This window comes from Aeromonas sp. MR16, assembly GCF_022549315.1.
Classification (GTDB): domain Bacteria; phylum Pseudomonadota; class Gammaproteobacteria; order Enterobacterales; family Aeromonadaceae; genus Aeromonas; species Aeromonas aquatica.
Map to the genome: position 1 here is coordinate 19694 of NZ_JAKZFK010000014.1, position 17187 is coordinate 36880.

At 60.7% G+C, this 17187-nt stretch carries 15 protein-coding genes and 4 tRNA genes; 11 read left to right on the plus strand and 8 right to left on the minus strand.

Annotated features, from left to right (window positions below; translation table 11 throughout):
* Nucleotides 1–80: 80 nt before the first annotated feature.
* On the minus strand, nt 81–539 hold the full coding sequence (locus MM194_RS12010; RefSeq protein WP_241343715.1) for a DUF6314 family protein: 459 nt from the start codon (nt 537–539) through the stop codon (nt 81–83).
* 43 nt (nt 540–582) lie between these two features.
* Between MM194_RS12010 and MM194_RS12015 the strand changes: the two genes are divergently transcribed.
* Nucleotides 583–1440: a carboxylate/amino acid/amine transporter gene (locus MM194_RS12015; protein ID WP_241343690.1), complete on the plus strand. Its 858-nt coding sequence runs from the start codon at nt 583–585 to the stop codon at nt 1438–1440.
* A gap of 160 nt (nt 1441–1600) precedes the next feature.
* Here the strand turns inward: MM194_RS12015 and MM194_RS12020 are convergent, their stop codons facing one another.
* Entirely contained in the window at nt 1601–2464 is an 864-nt protein-coding gene (locus tag MM194_RS12020; RefSeq protein WP_033130875.1) for a sensor domain-containing diguanylate cyclase, read from the minus strand.
* 71 nt (nt 2465–2535) lie between these two features.
* A complete protein-coding gene (locus MM194_RS12025; RefSeq protein ID WP_033130874.1) occupies nt 2536–3261 on the minus strand; it encodes a 3-deoxy-D-manno-octulosonic acid kinase in 726 nt (241 codons plus the stop codon).
* 144 nt (nt 3262–3405) lie between these two features.
* Here MM194_RS12025 and MM194_RS12030 point away from each other — a divergent pair, with 144 nt between their 5' ends.
* The 7 genes from MM194_RS12030 to MM194_RS12060 all read left to right on the plus strand — a co-directional run bounded on the left by MM194_RS12030 (nt 3406) and on the right by MM194_RS12060 (nt 10787).
* Nucleotides 3406–4488, plus strand: a complete 1083-nt coding sequence (locus tag MM194_RS12030) for a glycosyltransferase family 9 protein (RefSeq protein WP_033130895.1) — start codon at nt 3406–3408, stop codon at nt 4486–4488.
* A gap of 269 nt (nt 4489–4757) precedes the next feature.
* Nucleotides 4758–5384 carry a guanylate kinase gene (gene gmk, locus MM194_RS12035; RefSeq protein WP_033130873.1) on the plus strand — a complete coding sequence of 209 codons (627 nt, stop codon included), beginning with the start codon at nt 4758–4760 and terminating at the stop codon, nt 5382–5384.
* A 78-nt stretch (nt 5385–5462) separates the two neighbouring features.
* Complete coding sequence (gene rpoZ / locus MM194_RS12040; RefSeq protein ID WP_033130872.1) at nt 5463–5738, plus strand: DNA-directed RNA polymerase subunit omega; 276 nt, start codon at nt 5463–5465, stop codon at nt 5736–5738.
* Between the two features lie 130 nt (nt 5739–5868).
* On the plus strand, nt 5869–7986 hold the full coding sequence (gene spoT / locus MM194_RS12045) for a bifunctional GTP diphosphokinase/guanosine-3',5'-bis pyrophosphate 3'-pyrophosphohydrolase (protein ID WP_033130871.1): 2118 nt from the start codon (nt 5869–5871) through the stop codon (nt 7984–7986).
* A 124-nt stretch (nt 7987–8110) separates the two neighbouring features.
* Complete coding sequence (trmH, locus tag MM194_RS12050; RefSeq protein ID WP_241343691.1) at nt 8111–8857, plus strand: tRNA (guanosine(18)-2'-O)-methyltransferase TrmH; 747 nt, start codon at nt 8111–8113, stop codon at nt 8855–8857.
* Nucleotides 8847–9887, plus strand: coding sequence for an alpha/beta fold hydrolase (locus MM194_RS12055; RefSeq protein ID WP_241343692.1), 1041 nt, complete (start codon nt 8847–8849; stop codon nt 9885–9887). Before trmH ends, MM194_RS12055 begins: the two co-directional genes overlap by 11 nt.
* Before the next feature lie 96 nt (nt 9888–9983).
* Nucleotides 9984–10787: a Cof-type HAD-IIB family hydrolase gene (locus MM194_RS12060; protein ID WP_033130894.1), complete on the plus strand. Its 804-nt coding sequence runs from the start codon at nt 9984–9986 to the stop codon at nt 10785–10787.
* A gap of 113 nt (nt 10788–10900) precedes the next feature.
* On the opposite strand, the gene MM194_RS12065 is transcribed toward MM194_RS12060, so the two are convergent.
* The 5 genes from MM194_RS12065 to MM194_RS12085 all read right to left on the minus strand — a co-directional run bounded on the left by MM194_RS12065 (nt 10901) and on the right by MM194_RS12085 (nt 12047).
* Complete coding sequence (locus MM194_RS12065) at nt 10901–11419, minus strand: ricin-type beta-trefoil lectin domain protein (protein ID WP_241343693.1); 519 nt, start codon at nt 11417–11419, stop codon at nt 10901–10903.
* A gap of 169 nt (nt 11420–11588) precedes the next feature.
* Nucleotides 11589–11665, minus strand: a tRNA-Pro gene (locus MM194_RS12070).
* Between the two features lie 62 nt (nt 11666–11727).
* Nucleotides 11728–11813, minus strand: a tRNA-Leu gene (locus tag MM194_RS12075).
* A 31-nt stretch (nt 11814–11844) separates the two neighbouring features.
* Nucleotides 11845–11920, minus strand: a tRNA-His gene (locus MM194_RS12080).
* A 50-nt stretch (nt 11921–11970) separates the two neighbouring features.
* A tRNA-Arg gene (locus MM194_RS12085) sits at nt 11971–12047 on the minus strand.
* Between the two features lie 254 nt (nt 12048–12301).
* Here MM194_RS12085 and MM194_RS12090 point away from each other — a divergent pair.
* The 3 genes from MM194_RS12090 to MM194_RS12100 are packed head-to-tail and all read left to right on the plus strand — an operon-like array spanning nt 12302 to nt 17091.
* Nucleotides 12302–12892 carry a TetR/AcrR family transcriptional regulator gene (locus tag MM194_RS12090; protein ID WP_033130867.1) on the plus strand — a complete coding sequence of 197 codons (591 nt, stop codon included), beginning with the start codon at nt 12302–12304 and terminating at the stop codon, nt 12890–12892.
* Nucleotides 12889–13995: an efflux RND transporter periplasmic adaptor subunit gene (locus MM194_RS12095; RefSeq protein WP_033130866.1), complete on the plus strand. Its 1107-nt coding sequence runs from the start codon at nt 12889–12891 to the stop codon at nt 13993–13995. Before MM194_RS12090 ends, MM194_RS12095 begins: the two co-directional genes overlap by 4 nt.
* Before the next feature lie 15 nt (nt 13996–14010).
* Nucleotides 14011–17091 carry a multidrug efflux RND transporter permease subunit gene (locus MM194_RS12100; protein WP_241343694.1) on the plus strand — a complete coding sequence of 1027 codons (3081 nt, stop codon included), beginning with the start codon at nt 14011–14013 and terminating at the stop codon, nt 17089–17091.
* The last annotated feature ends 96 nt before the right edge of the window (nt 17092–17187 follow it).

Consider the following 17187-nt stretch of genomic DNA (forward strand, 5'->3'; position numbering starts at 1 on the left):
AGGCTATGGGCACATGACATTCCAACTAGTCCAGTGTATTGGACTGATTGGTTAAGAAAACCAACAACGCCACTTGGCACTCAAACCGAATAGCAATAGCTCAATCGCTCGTTCTTGCGTGGGCCCCTGATCTCCCAGCCCAGCAGAAAACCGCCGTCGGTCTGCGTCAGCTCGGCACTGTAGTGGTCCTGGCCGCACAGATGGGGCTCGGCGGTCAGCCAGCGCCCGTCCGACCCGGGCCGCAGCTCAAACAGCAGGACCGGGGCCTCATGGCGCAGATGGGAGAGCGAGATCCCCCGCTCGCTGCGCCGCCACCAGAAACTGTTGTGCATGGCGAGCTCACGGCCGTGGGGCGTGGTATAGCGGCCCGCCTCGGCAAACAGCCAACCCCCCTGGTGATCGGTCACCCGCACCTCTCCCTCACCCCGCCCGTTCCAGTCGGTCGCGGAACCCACCCCGTTGCTCGCCTCGAAGGCAAATGCTCCGATCTGTGGCAACAGTGCCCATAAACGCTGGATCGCGCCTTCCAACTCGGCCATCATAGCGCCCTCCAAAATTGACAACTGACGACAATTCAATCACATGAACTACTTGATAGGGGTCACCCTGCTCTGGTCCTTCTCCTTCAGCCTGATCGGGGTCTACCTCGCCGGCCAGGTGGATGCCTACTTCTCCGTGCTGACCCGCATCGCTCTCGCCAGCCTGGTGTTCCTGCCCTTCCTGCGCCGCCGCTGGCTGAGACCCGATCTGGTCGTCAAGCTGATGGCGCTCGGCGCCACTCAGCTCGGCATCATGTACCTGTTCTATTACCACTCCTTCCTGCTGCTGACGGTGCCGGAGGTGCTGGTGTTCACCATCTTCACCCCCATCTACGTCACCCTGCTCCACGATCTGCTGGAGTCCAGATTCAAGCCGGCCTACCTGTGGGGGGCCCTGCTCGCCGTGCTGGGGGCGGCCGTCATCCGCTTCGATGGCCTGACCGAAAGCTATGTGATGGGATTCCTGGTGGTGCAGGGGGCCAACCTCTGCTTCGCCATCGGACAGGTCGGCTACAAGGTGTTGCTGGCACGCGAGAAGGAGCAGCCGCCCCAGCTCGCGGTGTTCGGCTGCTTCTATCTGGGGGCCCTGGCCATCGCCCTGCCCGCCTGGTTACTGCTGGGCCAGCCCCAATACCCGAGCACCAACCTGCAATGGGGCATACTGCTCTGGCTGGGGGTGGGGGCATCCGGGCTGGGTTACTTCCTGTGGAACAAGGGCGCCACCCTGGTCAGCAGCGGCGTGCTGGCCATCATGAACAACGCCCTGATCCCGGCCGGCTTGCTGGTCAATCTGGTGCTCTGGGGCAAGGATACCGACCTGATCAGGCTCAGCCTGGGTGGCCTGCTGATGCTGGCCTCCCTCTGGGTCTGCCAGCGTCAGCCGGCGCGTAGCGCGAACTGACGATCTGCCGACCGCCAGGCCCCTTGATACAGGCCCTCTTTGGCCCACCGGCATCATCCGGCGCATAGCACGGACTGACGATCGGTCGACCGCCAGGCCCGTCAATGCTGACTCTCTTTGGCCCACCGACGTCATCGGGTGAGTGAGTACTGACTAAAAATCAACCGATGACGGTGTTGTGCTCCCGCTTGGCCTGGCCGTGGCAAGAGGCCAGCCGGGCCAACAAGTGATCGATCTGCTCGGCGCTCTGGCTCTGTACCAACCCGATGCTGACGGTCACCGGCCGCTCGGGCAACAGGTTGGCATCGGCGATTTCGAGGCGCAGCCGCTCGGCGATCTCCAGGCCGCTCAGGCGATCGGTCTGGGACAGCATCAGGATGAAACCATCCTCGTCCCAGCGGGCGAAGGGATCTTCCCGGCGCAGCTCGCGGCGCACTATGCGAGCCAGCTTCGCCAGCATGGCGTCGCAGGCCACCTCACCGAACAGCTGCAATATCTTGCTGCTGTGATCCACGGTGAACTGCAGCAGGCAGAAGCTGCCGCTCTCGTGTGCCAGCCGCTCATCCAGCAGCAACTCGAAGTAACTGCGGCTCTCGAGCCCGGTGAGGGGATCCGTATTGTGGCGTTCGTCCAGCTGGGGTGCGGCCGGATCGAGGTGGCGTACCACCCCCAACAGCTGACCCTGCCCATCACTGCGCACCCGCTCCTCCAGCCGGAGGTAGTGGCCCTGATGGTGCAAGATGCGATACTCGAGGCGCAGCCCGTTGCCCTGGCCACTCTGGCACGCCCTGATGGCCTCTTCCAGGCGGGCGGTATCGTCCGGGTGCACCCGTGCCAGCCAGCCGAGATCATCCAGCTCATCGCCTTCAAGCCCCAGCAGTTGCAGGCAGGAGGGATCGCGCCTCAGCCCCTGCTCCGCCGACCAGACCCAGATCCCGGCCTCCAGCATCTCCATGGCTTGCGCCATCAGGGACATATCGAGCCGGGTCACGGTCTCAACCCAGGGAGTTACATCTCTTTCCATCACACGCCTCGAAACCGGATCCAAATATCAGCCCAAATAAGTAGCATTGGCGCTCGCGCCGAGCAACAAGCTCAGCCTGCTTTTCCGCCCGTGGTGCCCTGATATCCCGCCATCAGCGCCTGCCAGTTTTCCGGCACGAAGTGAAAACTGGTATGCAGTTGGGACTCCTTGGTGAAGGAGCGCAGCAACCGCTCAAGGTTGGCCTGCTGCCAGCTACCGGGGGAGCGGATGGCCCCCTTGTCGAAATCGATCACCCAGACCTTGCCGTCTTTGTCGAGCAACAGGTTGTGGCTATTGAGATCGGCGTGATAGACGCCGGCATCGTGCAGTTGGCGCACCGTCTGGCCGACCCTGTGCCACACCTCGCCGGCGATGCTGCCTTGCTTGAGCAGCGCCACCAGATCCTTGGCGCCGCGGATGCGCTCGATCAGGATATCGGCGCGATAGAAGGGACCCTGCTTGACCATACGCGCCGCAAACGGGCGCGGCACCGGCAGCCCCTGCTCGCTCAGCCTGGCCAGCAGGCTGAACTCGACCATGGCACGGCTGGTCTCCACCCCTTCAAACCAGAAACGATCCCGCACCAGCTTGCCCACCATGCCACCGCGGTAGTAGTGGCGCAGCACCAGGTGGCGCGACTCATCCTTCACAAACCAGGTCACCCCGCGACCGATGGCGGAACCCACCACCTGGCGATGGGTCTGCCACCAGGCCGGATCGAACAATTCGGGGGAAGGGTCGCGGAAGGCCCCTTCGGCATACCAGCAGATCTGGTTATGGACGGTCTGTGTCAACATCTGAAGATTCCGGTCGATAGTTGGGCGCAATGCATCAATCCATGGAGAATGTGCCGGTCAGGCATGCCAGCGGGTGCGATTTTACAATCCACAAGGGAGTTTGCATAATGCCATCCATCCATTCTGCCACCATTGCGCCACATCATGCCGCTGTTCCAAACGCCACCTTCTTCTATCTGCATCCTGCGGCTCTCCGCCATCGGGGATTGCTGCCATGCGCTGGCGCTGGTGCGCGTCATTCAGCGGGAGTGGCCAGAGACTCGCATCACCTGGATCACCGGCAAGATTGAAGCGACACTTTTTGCCGACCTGCCCGGAGTCGAGGTCATTGCCTTCGACAAGAGCAAGGGCTGGCGCGGTTATCGCGCGCTGTGGCAGACCCTCAAGGGCCGCCGGTTCGACGCCCTGCTGCACCTGCAGGCCGCCCTGCGGGCCAGCATCGCCACTCTCGGCATCAAGGCCGGCGTCAAACTCGGCTTCGATAAAGAACGCGCCAGCGACGGTCAGTGGTTATTCACCAACCATCGCGTGCCCTCGCCCGCCTCCCCCCATGTGCTCGACGGTTTTCTCGCCTTCGCCAAAGAGCTCGGCATCCGGGATCTGACGCCGGACTGGCAGTTGCCCATAGGCACGGAACAGCGCGACTGGGCCCGGCAGAAGGTGGGCGGCAAGCCCACCCTGCTCATCTGCGCCGCCGCCAGCAAGGCGTTCAAGAACTGGACCGCCGCCGGTTATGCCGCCCTGGCGGATCACGCCGCCGGCAAGGGTTTTCAGGTCTATCTCTGTGGCGGTCCGGCCAAACTGGAGCGGGATCTCGCCGCCGACATCCAGCGGCTGAGCCAGAGCAGGCCGGTGGATCTGGTGGGCCAGACCAACCTCAAGCAACTGCTGGCACTGATCGCCGAGGCCAGCCTGGTGCTGGCACCGGACACGGGGCCCACCCACATGGCGACCCTGGTGGGGACTCCGGTCATCGGCCTCTACGCCCACCACAATCCGGCGCGCACCGGCCCCTATCTGTGCCGCGACTATGCGGTCAGCGTCTATCAGGAACTCATCGAGCAGGAGACCGGCAAGCCGCTGGCACAGCTCGACTGGCGCACCCGCCTCAAGGATCCTGACGCCATGAGCAAGATAACGAGCGAGCGGGTGATCGCCGCCTTCGATCGGATCTGCGCCCAGCATCGACTGCCTGGCGGTGAAAAACTCGGAAATTCCGAATCCTGAGGCTGGGATAACCTGCTGGCCCATCTCCCACGCCAGAGGCAGAATAGTGACCTGTGGGTGACGCTCCCGCAGCAAGCTACGAATACTTTGATCGGCTGGAATATGATTCCGGCCGTTTTTTTATCCGCCACCATCTGCTAAAATTCGCCGCCTTTAGATCCCTCTGATTCTGATTTTTCCGTGTTTTGCGAGCGACTGTCTCCCTTATCGGGCACAAGACGGCGGCCTCTGCTACAACCAAAACACTGTCATCGCTTAAAGGTACAGACATGGCGCAACAAGGCACTCTCTACATCATCTCCTCCCCTAGCGGGGCGGGTAAGTCCAGCCTGATCAATGCCTTGCTGACCAAGCATAACGATGCTGGCAAGATGCAACTGTCGGTCTCCCACACTACCCGCGCCATGCGCCCAGGGGAAGAGAATGGGGTGCACTACCACTTCGTGCAGGTAGAAGAGTTCAAGGCGCTGATCGCGCGCGGCGACTTTCTGGAGTGGGCCGAGGTCTTCGGCAACTACTATGGCACCTCCCGCGCCGCCATCGAGGCCTGTCTGGCCCAAGGCATCGACGTCTTCCTCGACATCGACTGGCAGGGTGCTCGCCAGATCCGCGAGCAGATGCCGACCAAGTCCATCTTCATCCTGCCCCCCAGCCGCGCCGAGCTGCAGCAACGCCTGATCGGACGCGGCCAGGACAGTGCCGAGGTGATCAAAGGGCGGATGGAGAAAGCCATTGCCGAAATGGTGCACTACGACGAGTATGACTATGTCATCATCAACGAAGACTTTGAGCAGGCGCTGTTCCAGCTCAGGGCCATCATCGAGTGCCAGCGGCTGGCATTGCACCAGCAACAGCAGGCCCAACAAAACTTGCTGCAACAGTTGCTGGCAGAATAGTCCAAAAACAAGTAAACTTTTGCGTCATTTTTAAACACCGCTTTTTTCAACACAGAAAGCCCAAACACTGGAGTCCTCATGGCACGCGTTACTGTAGAAGATGCTGTAAAACAGGTAGGTAACCGTTTTGATCTGGTGCTGGTCGCCGCGCGCCGCGCCCGTCAAATCGCGGTACAAGGCAAAGATCCCTTGGTCGACCCAGAGAACGACAAGCCGACCGTGATCGCCCTGCGCGAGATCGAGATGGGTCTGGTGAACAATCAAGTGATGGATACCCAGGACCGCTACGAGCAGCAAGAGCAGGAAGCCGCCGAGCTGGCTGCCGTTGCTGCCATCGCTGAAGGCCGCGGTTAAGTTATTTTTCCGGTTGGCACCCGCCCGGGTGCCGACTGTTCTCCCCATTTACAACCGCTCGAAAACCTCGCAAACTCGGAGACATACCCTCAATTCCACGAATTGCTGTTTCGCCACTGCGGGGACTGTCTTGTATTTATTTGAAAATCTTAAAGAAATAGCCAATTCCTACCTGCCTTCCGAGCAGGTCGAGAAGCTCAGGCAAGCCTATGTGGTGGCCCGTGATGCTCACCAGGGACAGATGCGTTCCAGCGGCGAGCCCTATATCACCCACCCGGTTGCCGTGGCCCGGATCCTGGGCGACATGCGCCTCGACCACGAAACCCTGATGGCCGCCGTGCTGCACGACGTCATCGAAGACACCCCGGTCACCAAAGACGATCTGGCCGAACTGTTTGGCAACGCCGTTGCCGAGCTGGTATCGGGCGTCTCCAAGCTCGACAAGCTGAAGTTTCGCGATCGCAAGGAAGCCCAGGCCGAAAACTTCCGCAAGATGATGATGGCCATGACCCAGGACATCCGGGTCATCCTGATCAAGCTCGCCGACCGCACCCACAACATGCGCACGCTGGGCTCACTTCGGCCGGACAAGCGTCGCCGCATCGCCCGCGAGACGCTGGAAATCTTCGCCCCCATCGCCAACCGTCTCGGCATCCACACCATGAAGAACGAGCTGGAAGAGCTCGGCTTCGAGGCGCTCTACCCCATGCGCTCCCGGGTGCTGCGGGAATCGGTGCGCCGCGCCCGTGGCAATCGCCGCGAGATCATCGACTCCATCCAGAGCGAGATTGAGGGCCGGCTGCGGGAGGCCGGCATCGACTCTCAGGTGAGCGGGCGCGAGAAGAATTTATTCTCCATTTACAACAAAATGGAGAAGAAAGAACTGCAATTCCACGAAGTGATGGATATCTACGCCTTTCGCGTGAGGGTAAAGGACATAGATACCTGTTACCGGGTGCTGGGCCAGATGCACAGCCTCTACAAGCCACGTCCCGGCCGCTTCAAGGACTATATCGCCATCCCCAAGAGTAACGGCTACCAGTCGCTGCACACCTCCCTGGTGGGGCCGCACGGGGTGCCGGTCGAGGTGCAGATCCGCACCGAATTCATGGATCAGATGGCCGACAAGGGGGTTGCCGCCCACTGGGCCTACAAGCAGGATGGCGACAGCTCGGGCACCACGGCCCAGATCCGCGCTCAGCGCTGGATGCAGAGCCTGCTGGAGCTGCAACAGAGCGCCGGCAGCTCGTTCGAATTCATCGAAGGGGTCAAGACCGACCTCTTCCCTGACGAGATCTACGTCTTCACCCCGGAGGGCCGCATCATGGAGCTGCCCGCCGGCGCCACCCCGGTGGACTTCGCCTACACGGTTCACACCGACATCGGTCACGCCTGTGTCGGCTCAAGGGTCGACCGTCACCCCTACCCGCTCAGCAGCCCGCTGCATTCGGGTCAGACGGTGGAGATCATCACGGCCCCCGGCGCCCGCCCGAACGCGGCCTGGCTCAATTTCGTGGTGACCACCAAGGCGCGCTCCAAGATCCGCCAGTTCCTCAAGAACCTGCGTACCGAAGAGTCGGTGGTGCTGGGTCGCCGCCTGCTCAACCATGCGCTCGGTGCCAAGAATATCGAAGACATCCCCGAACCGCGCATCAAGCAGGTGCTGGCCGACACCAAGCACGAGAACCTGCAGGGCCTGCTGGCCGACGTGGGCCTCGGCAACGCCATGAGCGTCATGGTGGCGCGCCGCATGCTGGGGGATGAACTGCCGCCGGAAGAGCAGCCCAAGTCCACCGGCAAGAAGATGCCGATCAAGGGGGCCGATGGCATGCTGGTCACCTTCGCCAACTGCTGCCGCCCGATCCCGGGGGACGCCATCATCGCCCACATCAGCCCGGGCAAGGGCCTGGTGATCCACCAGGAGTCCTGCCGCAACATCAGGGGCTACAGCCGCGAACCGGACAAGTACCTGCCGGTGCAGTGGGAGGTGGACAAGGAGCAGGAGCAGGAATTCCGCACCGGCATCAGCATCGAGATCATCAACCATCAGGGAGCGCTGGCGGAGCTGGCCAACGTGATCGCGGCCACCGGCGCCAACATTCACGCCATCAGTACCGAGGAGAAGGATGGCCGGGTCTATCTGGTCACCCTGCTCATCACCACCAAGAGCCGTATCCACCTTGCCAACATCATGCGCAAGATCCGGGTGATGCCCAACGTGCTCAGAGTGAGCCGACAGAAGAACTGAACACAGGCGGCGCAAGCCGCCTGTTGCTTTTACAGAGACAACCCGTGGCTCCCGAGCGCGTAAGCCGCCTATCCGGCATGCTGACCATTCTGGCCAGCTGGAGCCCCACTGCATAGAAACTGATATGACACCTGAACGCTTTAAACGGATTTCCGACATGCTGGCCATGCGCCAGCTCGACCTGACCGTCTGCATGGAAGAGGTCCACAAGCCTCACAACCTGGCCGCCATAGTGCGCACCGCCGACGCCATCGGCATCCATCGCGTGCATGCTGTCTGGCCCAAGACCTCCATCCACCCGCGCAAGGGCACCGCCCGTGGCAGCCAGAACTGGGTGGATGTGAAGCTGCACCCGGACATAGGTACCGCGGTCGGCGAACTGAAAGCCGCCGGCATGCAGATCCTGGCGACCCACCTCTCCGAGAGCTCGGTGGACTTTCGTGCCATCGACTACACCAAGCCCACCGCCATCCTGGTGGGCCAGGAGAAGCACGGCATAGGGGAAGAGGCGCTGGCGCTGGCCGATCATCATATCGTCATCCCCATGGTGGGCATGGTGCAGTCCCTCAACGTCTCGGTGGCCGCCGCTGCCATCCTGTACGAGGCCCAGCGCCAGCGCGAGCTGGCGGGCTGCTACCAGCGCGGTTGCCCCCTCGATCTCGACGAGCAGAACAGCATCTTGTTCGAGGGGGGCTATCCCATCTATGCCCAGCTCTGCAAAGAAAAAGAGATGCCCTACCCCCAGCTCGGCCCGGCGGGCGAGATCCTGGCGGACGAGGCCTGGTGGCAACGGATGCAGCTGACCCGCAAAGGCTGGGCCGCACACCAGGAAGACCCTATGGACATGGAGTATCCATCCGATGAAAGTTAACTGCCTGCCCTTGCTGGCCCTGACCCTGTTTTCTGCCGGAGCCCTCGCCGTGGACAATCCCTATCAGCTCACCATGGAAGCCGAGGTCCCCTCTCTTCATCAGCAGACCCTGCCCGATTTTTGGCGTGATCATGCCGTCGAAGGAGAGTTCAAGGGCAAGGACGGGGTGAGCATCCGCTACGCCGCCCTGCGCCAGGCCAAGGTGGACAGAGCCATCCTCATCGTCAACGGCCGGGTCGAGAGCTACCTCAAGTATCAAGAGCTGGCCTGGGATCTGTGGCGTCAGGGCTACAGCCTCTATCTCATCGATCATCGCGGCCAGGGGCTGTCCGGCCGCATGCTGGCGGATCCGGAGAAGGGCTATGTCGCCGACTTCGACGACTATGTGCTGGATCTGAAGCAGTTCCACGACGAGGTCATAGTCGCGGACCAACCCGCCAAGCTGTTCCTGCTGGCCCACTCCATGGGGGGTGCCATCTCGGCACGCTATCTGGAACGCTGGCCGGATGACATCAAGGCGGCCGTGCTCTCCTCCCCCATGCTGGGCATCAACCTCGGCGGCCTGCCCAAGTGGCTGGCCAAGGGGCTGGCGGTCACCATGGATACGGTCGGCAGCTGGTGGGGCGAGCCCCCCTACGGGCCGGGACAGGGGGGCTATGTCTCCCACGATTTCGCCGACAACGGTCTGAGTCACAGCGAGCCCCGCTATCAGGCATTCCGCCAGCTCTATGAACAGCAGCCGCAGATCAAGCTGGGCGGCGTCACCGCCCACTGGATCCGCGAGGGCATCAAGGCCGGGGATGCCGCCATCGCCGAGGCAGACAGGATCAAGACGCCGCTGCTGCTGATACAGGCGGGGGATGACGGCATCGTCGACAACCTGGCCCAGGACGAGTTCTGCACCAGGGCACGTTGTGAAGGGGGCAAGCCGCTGCGGATCGAGGGGGGCTGGCACGAGCTGTTTATCGAGGCGGATACCCAGCGCCTTCCCGCACTGACCGCGACCCTGGCGTTCTTCGCTCGTTTCTAGCGCCGATACTGGCTATTTTTTGGATCCCTAAATAAATGGGGTGAGGTCAGACGCTGGGGTACACTGCCCCGGCATTCCATTCATGCCGAGGTAATGATGTTCAAGGTAGTTGTATCCGATCTCGATGGCACCCTGCTCAACAAGCAGCACCAGATCTCCCCCCGCACCCGTGACACCCTGCACCGCCTGGTCGATCAGGGGATCAAGTTCGTGGTGGCCACCGGTCGCCATCATGTGGACGTGCGCGGCATCCGCGATGCGCTCGGACTCGATATCTATCTCATCACCTCCAACGGCGCCGTGGTGCACGACAAGCAGGATCGGCTGATCTTCAATCAGGCGCTGCCCGCTTCGGTGGCGGCCGAGCTGATCACCCTGGAACGGGATCCCTCCATCCACCTCAACGTCTACTACGGCGACGAGTGGCTGGTGGAGGAAGAGATGCCCAAGATGCTGCAATTCCACGAAGAGTCCGGCTTCGCCTACCGCCTGACCGACCTCGCCACTCACCCGATGGACAAGATCAACAAGGTGTTCTACATCGGCGATCACGAGAAACTGCTCGAGATCGAGACCCGGCTCAACCAGCAATATGGTGATCGGCTCAACGTCACCTTCTCCCTGCCGGACTGTCTCGAGGTGATGCACGGTGGCGTGCACAAGGGCAACGCCGTGCGCGCTGTGCTGGCCCAGAATGGACTGGAGATGTCCCAGGCAGTCGCCTTCGGCGATGGCATGAATGACTTCGAGATGCTGAGCATGGTGGGTCGCGGCGTGGTCATGGGCAACGCCCACGATCGCCTCAAGCTGGCTCTGCCTGAACATGAGCAGACCCTGAGCTCGGACGAGGATGGTGTCGCCGTCTATCTGGAGCAGCTGTTCGCCCCCAGCGTCGGCTGATCCCGTTCGTCTCCTCGCCAGAAATGCAAAAGGGTGGTCGCATGACCACCCTTTTCACATCCATTCATCGCATCTCTTCATCCAGAACGCCGGCCCTGCCGCGTTCGTCCTTTTCACCAGGCGAGGTTGGGCAGGGCTAGCCGATCCAGCAGGCTGGTGGCGGGCTGCCACTCGAAACTCTGGTTGGCGCCGCCGTAACACTCCGCCAGTCGCAACGGCGTGCCGGGCTGGTGACGACGCCCGGCCACATCCAGACAGAGCGAGACCTGCCGGTTGAACAGGCGATCCGCCTGCCATTGCCATTGATGGCTGTTATCCTGACAATCCGCCATGACGAGATCGTCGCTGCCCCTGGCGATCAGGCAATGCTCCGACAGCTGCAAGGCACCGGCATCCCACTCGAACTGCTGGCGGGGGCTCCGGTCACAGGGCTGAGTCAGCAGACCGCCCTTCTCGCTCAAGGCCACGCAGAAGCCGCCATCGGTCACCAGGGCCGCCGAGGAGGACGCTGTCGACTTGGGGGCCGCCCCCATCAGCAATGCCTCCGGCTTGGGTTGCAACGCACAACCGCCGAGGGTCATGACCACCAGCGCCAGAGTGCAGGCTTGAAAGAGCATAGGATGATGGTACATGTGACCTTGTGCCTGAAAGTGTTCGATGATGCCCACTACTTGGGAGTCTGGCACCCAGCATAACGAACTCGAGGCGAACAGGCGCCAACAGAAGTGTAAAAAGACGTGACAGAGAGGGAGAGCAAATCGCAGAAAAGCAAAAACCCCGCCGAAGCGAGGTTTTCAAATGTGGTCGGTGATAAAGGATTCGAACCTTTGACCCTCTGGTCCCAAACCAGATGCGCTACCGGGCTGCGCTAATCACCGATGGGGTACTTCTTTTTCAACTATCAAGATAACCAATGGTCACCTTCGTCATACAGCAAGTATGGTGCGAAGAGAGGGACTCGAACCCTCACACCCGGGGGGCACTAACACCTGAAGCTAGCGCGTCTACCAATTCCGCCACCTTCGCATACCTAACATGCCGCAAAACAACTGTAAAATGGGGTGGCTGATGGGGCTCGAACCCACGACAACCGGAATCACAATCCGGGACTCTACCAACTGAGCTACAGCCACCACAGCTGTTTTCGTTCCACAACACGCCCGCTTAACTGGCGCACGTTTTATGGTGCGCCCGACAGGATTCGAACCTGTGACCTCTGCCTCCGGAGGGCAGCGCTCTATCCAGCTGAGCTACGGGCGCTACGCTGTCGAACGGGGCGCATTATTGATGATGGCACCCACCTTGTCCACTCTTTTTTTATCACAATGAATCAACCGATTGTTTTTGCATCGCTTTGTACAGTTTTGTATCTCTTCTCCATGCTTTCGGCCTGAATCGTCCTCACTCGGCCCACTTCTGTGCCCTCATCTGGCAGAGTATCGATTCTCATCCTTGACTTGCTTGCTTCTCTACCTAGAATGAATGAACGTTCATTCATTGTGATCAGCAGAGTCATGGATAAAAAAGAGCGCATTTTCGAGGCGGCGCACGAGATCCTCGGCGAGCAGGGCTTCTATGGTCTCTCCGTTGCCGCGGTCGCCAAGCAAGCCAATGTGGCGGCAGGCACCATCTACCGCTACTTCAGCGACAAGGATGATCTGATCCGCCAACTTTATCTGCACACCATTCTGAAGTGTCATCCGCTGGTCATGGAGGATGTGCAGATAGAAGAGGTGTCATATCGGCAATTTCGACGCCTGTGGCTCAACATCGATGCCATCTTCACCCACCACCCCAATGCCCTCAAATGCAAATTGCAGTACGAAAGTTCTCCATTGGGGGCTGAATTGGAGCGGGATCCGGTCATAATGGCAACCTGGGCGCCACTTGAGCGCTTCTTCGAACGGGGACGCCAGCAAGGACTGTTTATCGATTTACCCGTCCTGGTGCTGCAGGCGCTGAGTCTGGATTGCGTGACCAACCTGGCACAACAACGCCGGGTTCACGATTTTGTATTGACGCAAGAACAGTTGGAGACGGTGATCCGGGCCAGCTGGAATGCCATTTTAAACCCTAATATTTCCACCACAGGAGCCTGTTCATGAAAAAGTGGATGGCCATCATGCTGCTGATAGCACTCGCCTTGTTTGGCAGTGTCATCGGCTTCAATATGTTCAAACAGAAGAAGATCGCAGAGTTCATGGCCAATCGACCAGAGCCTGAGTTCCCGGTCACCGCCATGGTGACCAAGGCGCAAGACTGGGTTCCGACCATAGATGCCATCGGCTTCATCGAGCCCAAGCAAGGGGTCACTCTCTCCAGTGAACTGGCGGGCACCATCGACAAGATCAGCTTCGAATCCGGCACCCAGGTCAAGGCAGATCAGCTGCTGCTGAGCCTGGACTCCAGCGTGGAAAAAGCCAACCTGCAATCGTCCCAGGCCAGACTGCCGGCGGCGCGGGCCAAGTTTGAGCGCTATCAGAACCTGTACCAGAAGAACTCCATCTCCCGGGATCAACTGGATGACGCCGAAGCCAGCTACCGCTCCTTGGAAGCGGATATAGAGAGCCTGAAGGCCACCATAGCCCGTCGCGAAGTGCGTGCTCCCTTCGGTGGTGTGGTCGGCCTGCGCAACGTCTTCCTCGGTCAATACCTGGAACCGGGTACCGAGATAGTGCGACTGGAAGACACCAGCGTGATGCGCCTGCGCTTCACCGTGCCCCAGACCGACATCTCCAAGATTGCCCTGCACCAGACCATCAAGATCAACGTGGATGCCTATCCCAATACCCAGTTTGACGGGCATATCACCGCCATCGAGCCAGCCGTCAACTATCAGAGCGGCCTGATCCAGGTGCAGGCTGACATCCCGAACAACGAGGGCCAGCTCCGCTCCGGCATGTTTGCCCGTGCCAGCATCATACTGCCCACGGTGAAGGATCAGATCGTGATCCCGCAATCCGCCATCTCCTTCACCCTGTACGGCGAGAACGTCTATGTCATCCACGAGGCGGACGGTGTGAAGCGTGCCAAGCAGGTAGTGGTCAAGGCGGGTGAGCGTCGTGGCAATGACGTCCATGTGCTGTCTGGCCTCAAGGCCGGCGATGAAATCGTGCTGTCGGGTCAGGTTCGCCTGAGTAACGATACCAAGGTGCGCGTAGTCGAAAACGATGCCCTTGCCGTTCCGGCACAAACCCCGATGCTGTAAGCGCGGAGATCTGTGATGCGATTTACTGACATATTCATAAAAAGGCCCGTGCTGGCGATCTCGCTCAGCTTCCTGATAGCCCTGCTGGGCTTCCAGGCCATCTTCAAGATGCAGGTGCGGGAATACCCTGAAGTCATCAACACGGTGATCACGGTCAACACCAGCTACTACGGTGCCAGTGCTGACCTGATCCAGGGCTTCATCACCCAACCCCTTGAGCAGGCGGTCGCGCAAGCCGACAACATCGACTTCATGACCTCTTCCAGCCAGCTGGGCAGCTCCACCGTCACCGCGTACATGAAGCTGAACACCGACCCCAACGCAGCCCTGGCCGATATCCTGGCCAAGGTCAACTCGGTGCGCTCCCAGTTGCCCAAGGAGGCGGAAGACCCCTCGGTCACCTCCTCCACCGGTTCGACCACGGCGGTGCTCTACATGGGCTTCACCAGCCCTGAGCTGAATTCCAGCCAGATCACCGACTACCTGGAGCGGGTCATCAAGCCCCAGCTGTTCACCGTGGGTGGGGTCTCCAAGATCGACATCTACGGCGGGGTCGAGTTTGCCCTGCGGGTGTGGCTGGATCCGGCCAAGATGGCGGCCTTCGACCTGACCTCCAGCGACGTGATGACGGTGCTCAACAGCAACAACTATCAGTCTGCTACCGGCCAGGCGACCGGCTACTTCACCCTGTTCAACGGCAATGCCGAAACCCAGGTCAGCAACACCGGTGAGCTCAAGCGGCTGGTGGTGGCGACCCGGGATGGCAAGGTGATCCGCCTCTCCGACATCGCCAAGGTGACGCTGGAGAAGAGCCACGACATCTACCGTGCCAGCGCCAACGGCAAGGAAGCGGTGGTGCTTGCGGTCAACGCGGCGCCGACCGCCAACCCCATCACCATCGCCCACGATGTGATGGAGCTGCTGCCGAGCCTGAAGAGCAACATGCCGAGTACCCTGCAGACCAACGTGCTGTATGACTCCACCATTGCCATCAACGAATCCATCCACGAGGTTATCAAGACCATACTGGAAGCGGCCGCCATCGTACTGGTGGTGATCACCCTGTTCCTCGGCTCCTTCCGGGCTGTCATCATCCCCATCATCACCATACCGCTGAGCCTCATCGGCGTGGTGATGATGATGGATCTGTTCGGTTTCTCCATCAACCTGATGACCCTGCTGGCCATGGTGCTGGCGATCGGTCTGGTGGTGGATGACGCCATCGTCGTGTTGGAGAACGTCGATCGTCACATCAAGGAAGGGGAAGAACCGTTCCGGGCGGCCATCATAGGCACCCGCGAGATCGCTGTGCCGGTCATAGCCATGACGGTCACCCTGGCCGCGGTGTACGCGCCTATCGCCCTGATGGGGGGCATCACCGGCTCCCTGTTCAAGGAGTTTGCGCTGACCCTGGCGGGAGCGGTATTCGTCTCCGGCATCATAGCCCTGACCCTGTCGCCCATGATGTGCGCCAAGATGCTCAAGGCCAATGAGCAGCCGAACAAGTTCGAGAGCACGGTGCACCACCTGCTGGATCGGATGACGAATCGCTACGACCGCATGCTGCACGCCGTGATGCAGCACCGCATCGTGGTGGTTGTGTTCGCCGTCATCGTGTTCGGCAGCCTGCCGCTGTTGTTCAAGTTCATCCCGAGCGAGCTGGCCCCGTCCGAGGATAAGGGCGTTATGGCCGTGCTGGGGACGGCACCCTCCAATGCCAACCTGGACTACATCGAAAACACCATGGCGGACGTGAACAAGATCCTGGATAAGCAGCCCGAGATCGCGTATTCCCAGGTCTTCTCCGGGGTGTTCAACGCCAACCAGGCCTTCGGCATCGCCTCCATGGTGCCCTGGAGCGAGCGTGAAGCGAGCCAGAAAGAGGTGCTGGATAGGGTTGCCGGTCTGGTGAAGGACATCCCAGGTATGGCCATCACCACCTTCCAGTTCCCCGAGCTGCCGGGTGCCTCGAGCGGCCTGCCCATCCAGTTCGTCATCACCACCCCGAACAGCTTCGAGAGCCTGTTCCTGATCGCCGGTGAGATGCTGACGGCCACCCAGGCCAACGGCCAGTTCGTCTATTCGGATCTCGATCTGAACTACGACTCGGCCACCATGAAGATCAAGATCGACAAGGACAAGGCGGGTGCCTACGGCATCACCATGCAGGACATAGGCGTCACCATGGGCACCATGATGGCGGATGGCTACGTCAACCGGATCGATCTGGATGGCCGCTCCTACGAGGTGATCCCGCAGGTGGAGCGTAAATTCCGTATGAACCCTGAATCCATGAAGGGCTATTACGTGCGTGCCGCCGATGGCAAGTCGATCCCGCTCGGCAGCCTGATCAGCATCGAAGTGGTGGGCGAGCCCCGTGCCCTGCCCCACTTCAACCAGCTGAACTCGGCGACCATAGGCGCAGTTCCTGCTCCGGGTGTCGCCATGGGTGATGCGATCAACTGGTTCAAGGCCACCGCAGAAGAGAAGCTGCCGCAAGGCTATCGCTACGACTTCATGGGGGAAGCCCGCCAGTTCGTGACCGAAGGCAACGCCCTGTACGCCACCTTCGCCCTGGCCCTTGCCATCATCTTCCTGGTGCTGGCGATCCAGTTTGAATCGGTACGTGACCCCCTGGTCATCATGGTCTCGGTCCCGCTCGCCATCAGCGGTGCCTTGATCGCGCTGGCCTGGGGAATGGCCACCATGAACATCTACTCCCAGGTGGGCCTCATCACCCTCGTCGGTTTGATTACCAAGCACGGCATCCTGATCTGTGAGGTGGCGAAGGAGGAGCAGCTGCTGCACGGTCTGAACCGGATGCAGGCGGTGATGCAAGCCGCCAAGGTGCGACTGCGCCCGATCCTGATGACCACGGCGGCCATGATTGCGGGCCTCATCCCGCTGCTCTATGCCGCGGGTGCAGGCGCCGCCCAGCGCTTCAGCATCGGTATCGTGATAGTGGCGGGTCTGGCCATCGGCACCCTGTTCACCCTGTTCGTGCTGCCGGTGATCTACACCTACCTGGCCTCCGAGCACAAACCGCTGCCGGAATTTGATGAATCCATTCCGGCCAAGGCGAAAGGGAATCATTAATCCCTGGAGAGAACAAAAAGGCCCCGAAAGGGGCCTTACTTTTATCCGTTTTATGACACACGACATAGGTAGATGAAGCAGTTACACTAAACCGCA

Excerpts from the sequence above, each read along its gene's own strand:
- MM194_RS12025 (WP_033130874.1), bottom strand. The coding sequence starts at position 3,261 with ATGTTGACACAGACCGTCCATAACCAGATCTGCTGGTATGCCGAAGGG.
- MM194_RS12065 (WP_241343693.1), bottom strand. The coding sequence starts at position 11,419 with ATGTACCATCATCCTATGCTCTTTCAAGCCTGCACTCTGGCGCTGGTG.
- MM194_RS12100 (WP_241343694.1), top strand. The coding sequence starts at position 14,011 with ATGCGATTTACTGACATATTCATAAAAAGGCCCGTGCTGGCGATCTCG.
- MM194_RS12090 (WP_033130867.1), top strand. The coding sequence starts at position 12,302 with ATGGATAAAAAAGAGCGCATTTTCGAGGCGGCGCACGAGATCCTCGGC.
- trmH (WP_241343691.1), top strand. The coding sequence starts at position 8,111 with ATGACACCTGAACGCTTTAAACGGATTTCCGACATGCTGGCCATGCGC.
- MM194_RS12010 (WP_241343715.1), bottom strand. The coding sequence starts at position 539 with ATGGCCGAGTTGGAAGGCGCGATCCAGCGTTTATGGGCACTGTTGCCA.
- MM194_RS12030 (WP_033130895.1), top strand. The coding sequence starts at position 3,406 with ATGCCGCTGTTCCAAACGCCACCTTCTTCTATCTGCATCCTGCGGCTC.
- MM194_RS12060 (WP_033130894.1), top strand. The coding sequence starts at position 9,984 with ATGTTCAAGGTAGTTGTATCCGATCTCGATGGCACCCTGCTCAACAAG.
- MM194_RS12095 (WP_033130866.1), top strand. The coding sequence starts at position 12,889 with ATGAAAAAGTGGATGGCCATCATGCTGCTGATAGCACTCGCCTTGTTT.
- rpoZ (WP_033130872.1), top strand. The coding sequence starts at position 5,463 with ATGGCACGCGTTACTGTAGAAGATGCTGTAAAACAGGTAGGTAACCGT.
- gmk (WP_033130873.1), top strand. The coding sequence starts at position 4,758 with ATGGCGCAACAAGGCACTCTCTACATCATCTCCTCCCCTAGCGGGGCG.
- MM194_RS12055 (WP_241343692.1), top strand. The coding sequence starts at position 8,847 with ATGAAAGTTAACTGCCTGCCCTTGCTGGCCCTGACCCTGTTTTCTGCC.
- MM194_RS12015 (WP_241343690.1), top strand. The coding sequence starts at position 583 with ATGAACTACTTGATAGGGGTCACCCTGCTCTGGTCCTTCTCCTTCAGC.
- MM194_RS12020 (WP_033130875.1), bottom strand. The coding sequence starts at position 2,464 with ATGGAAAGAGATGTAACTCCCTGGGTTGAGACCGTGACCCGGCTCGAT.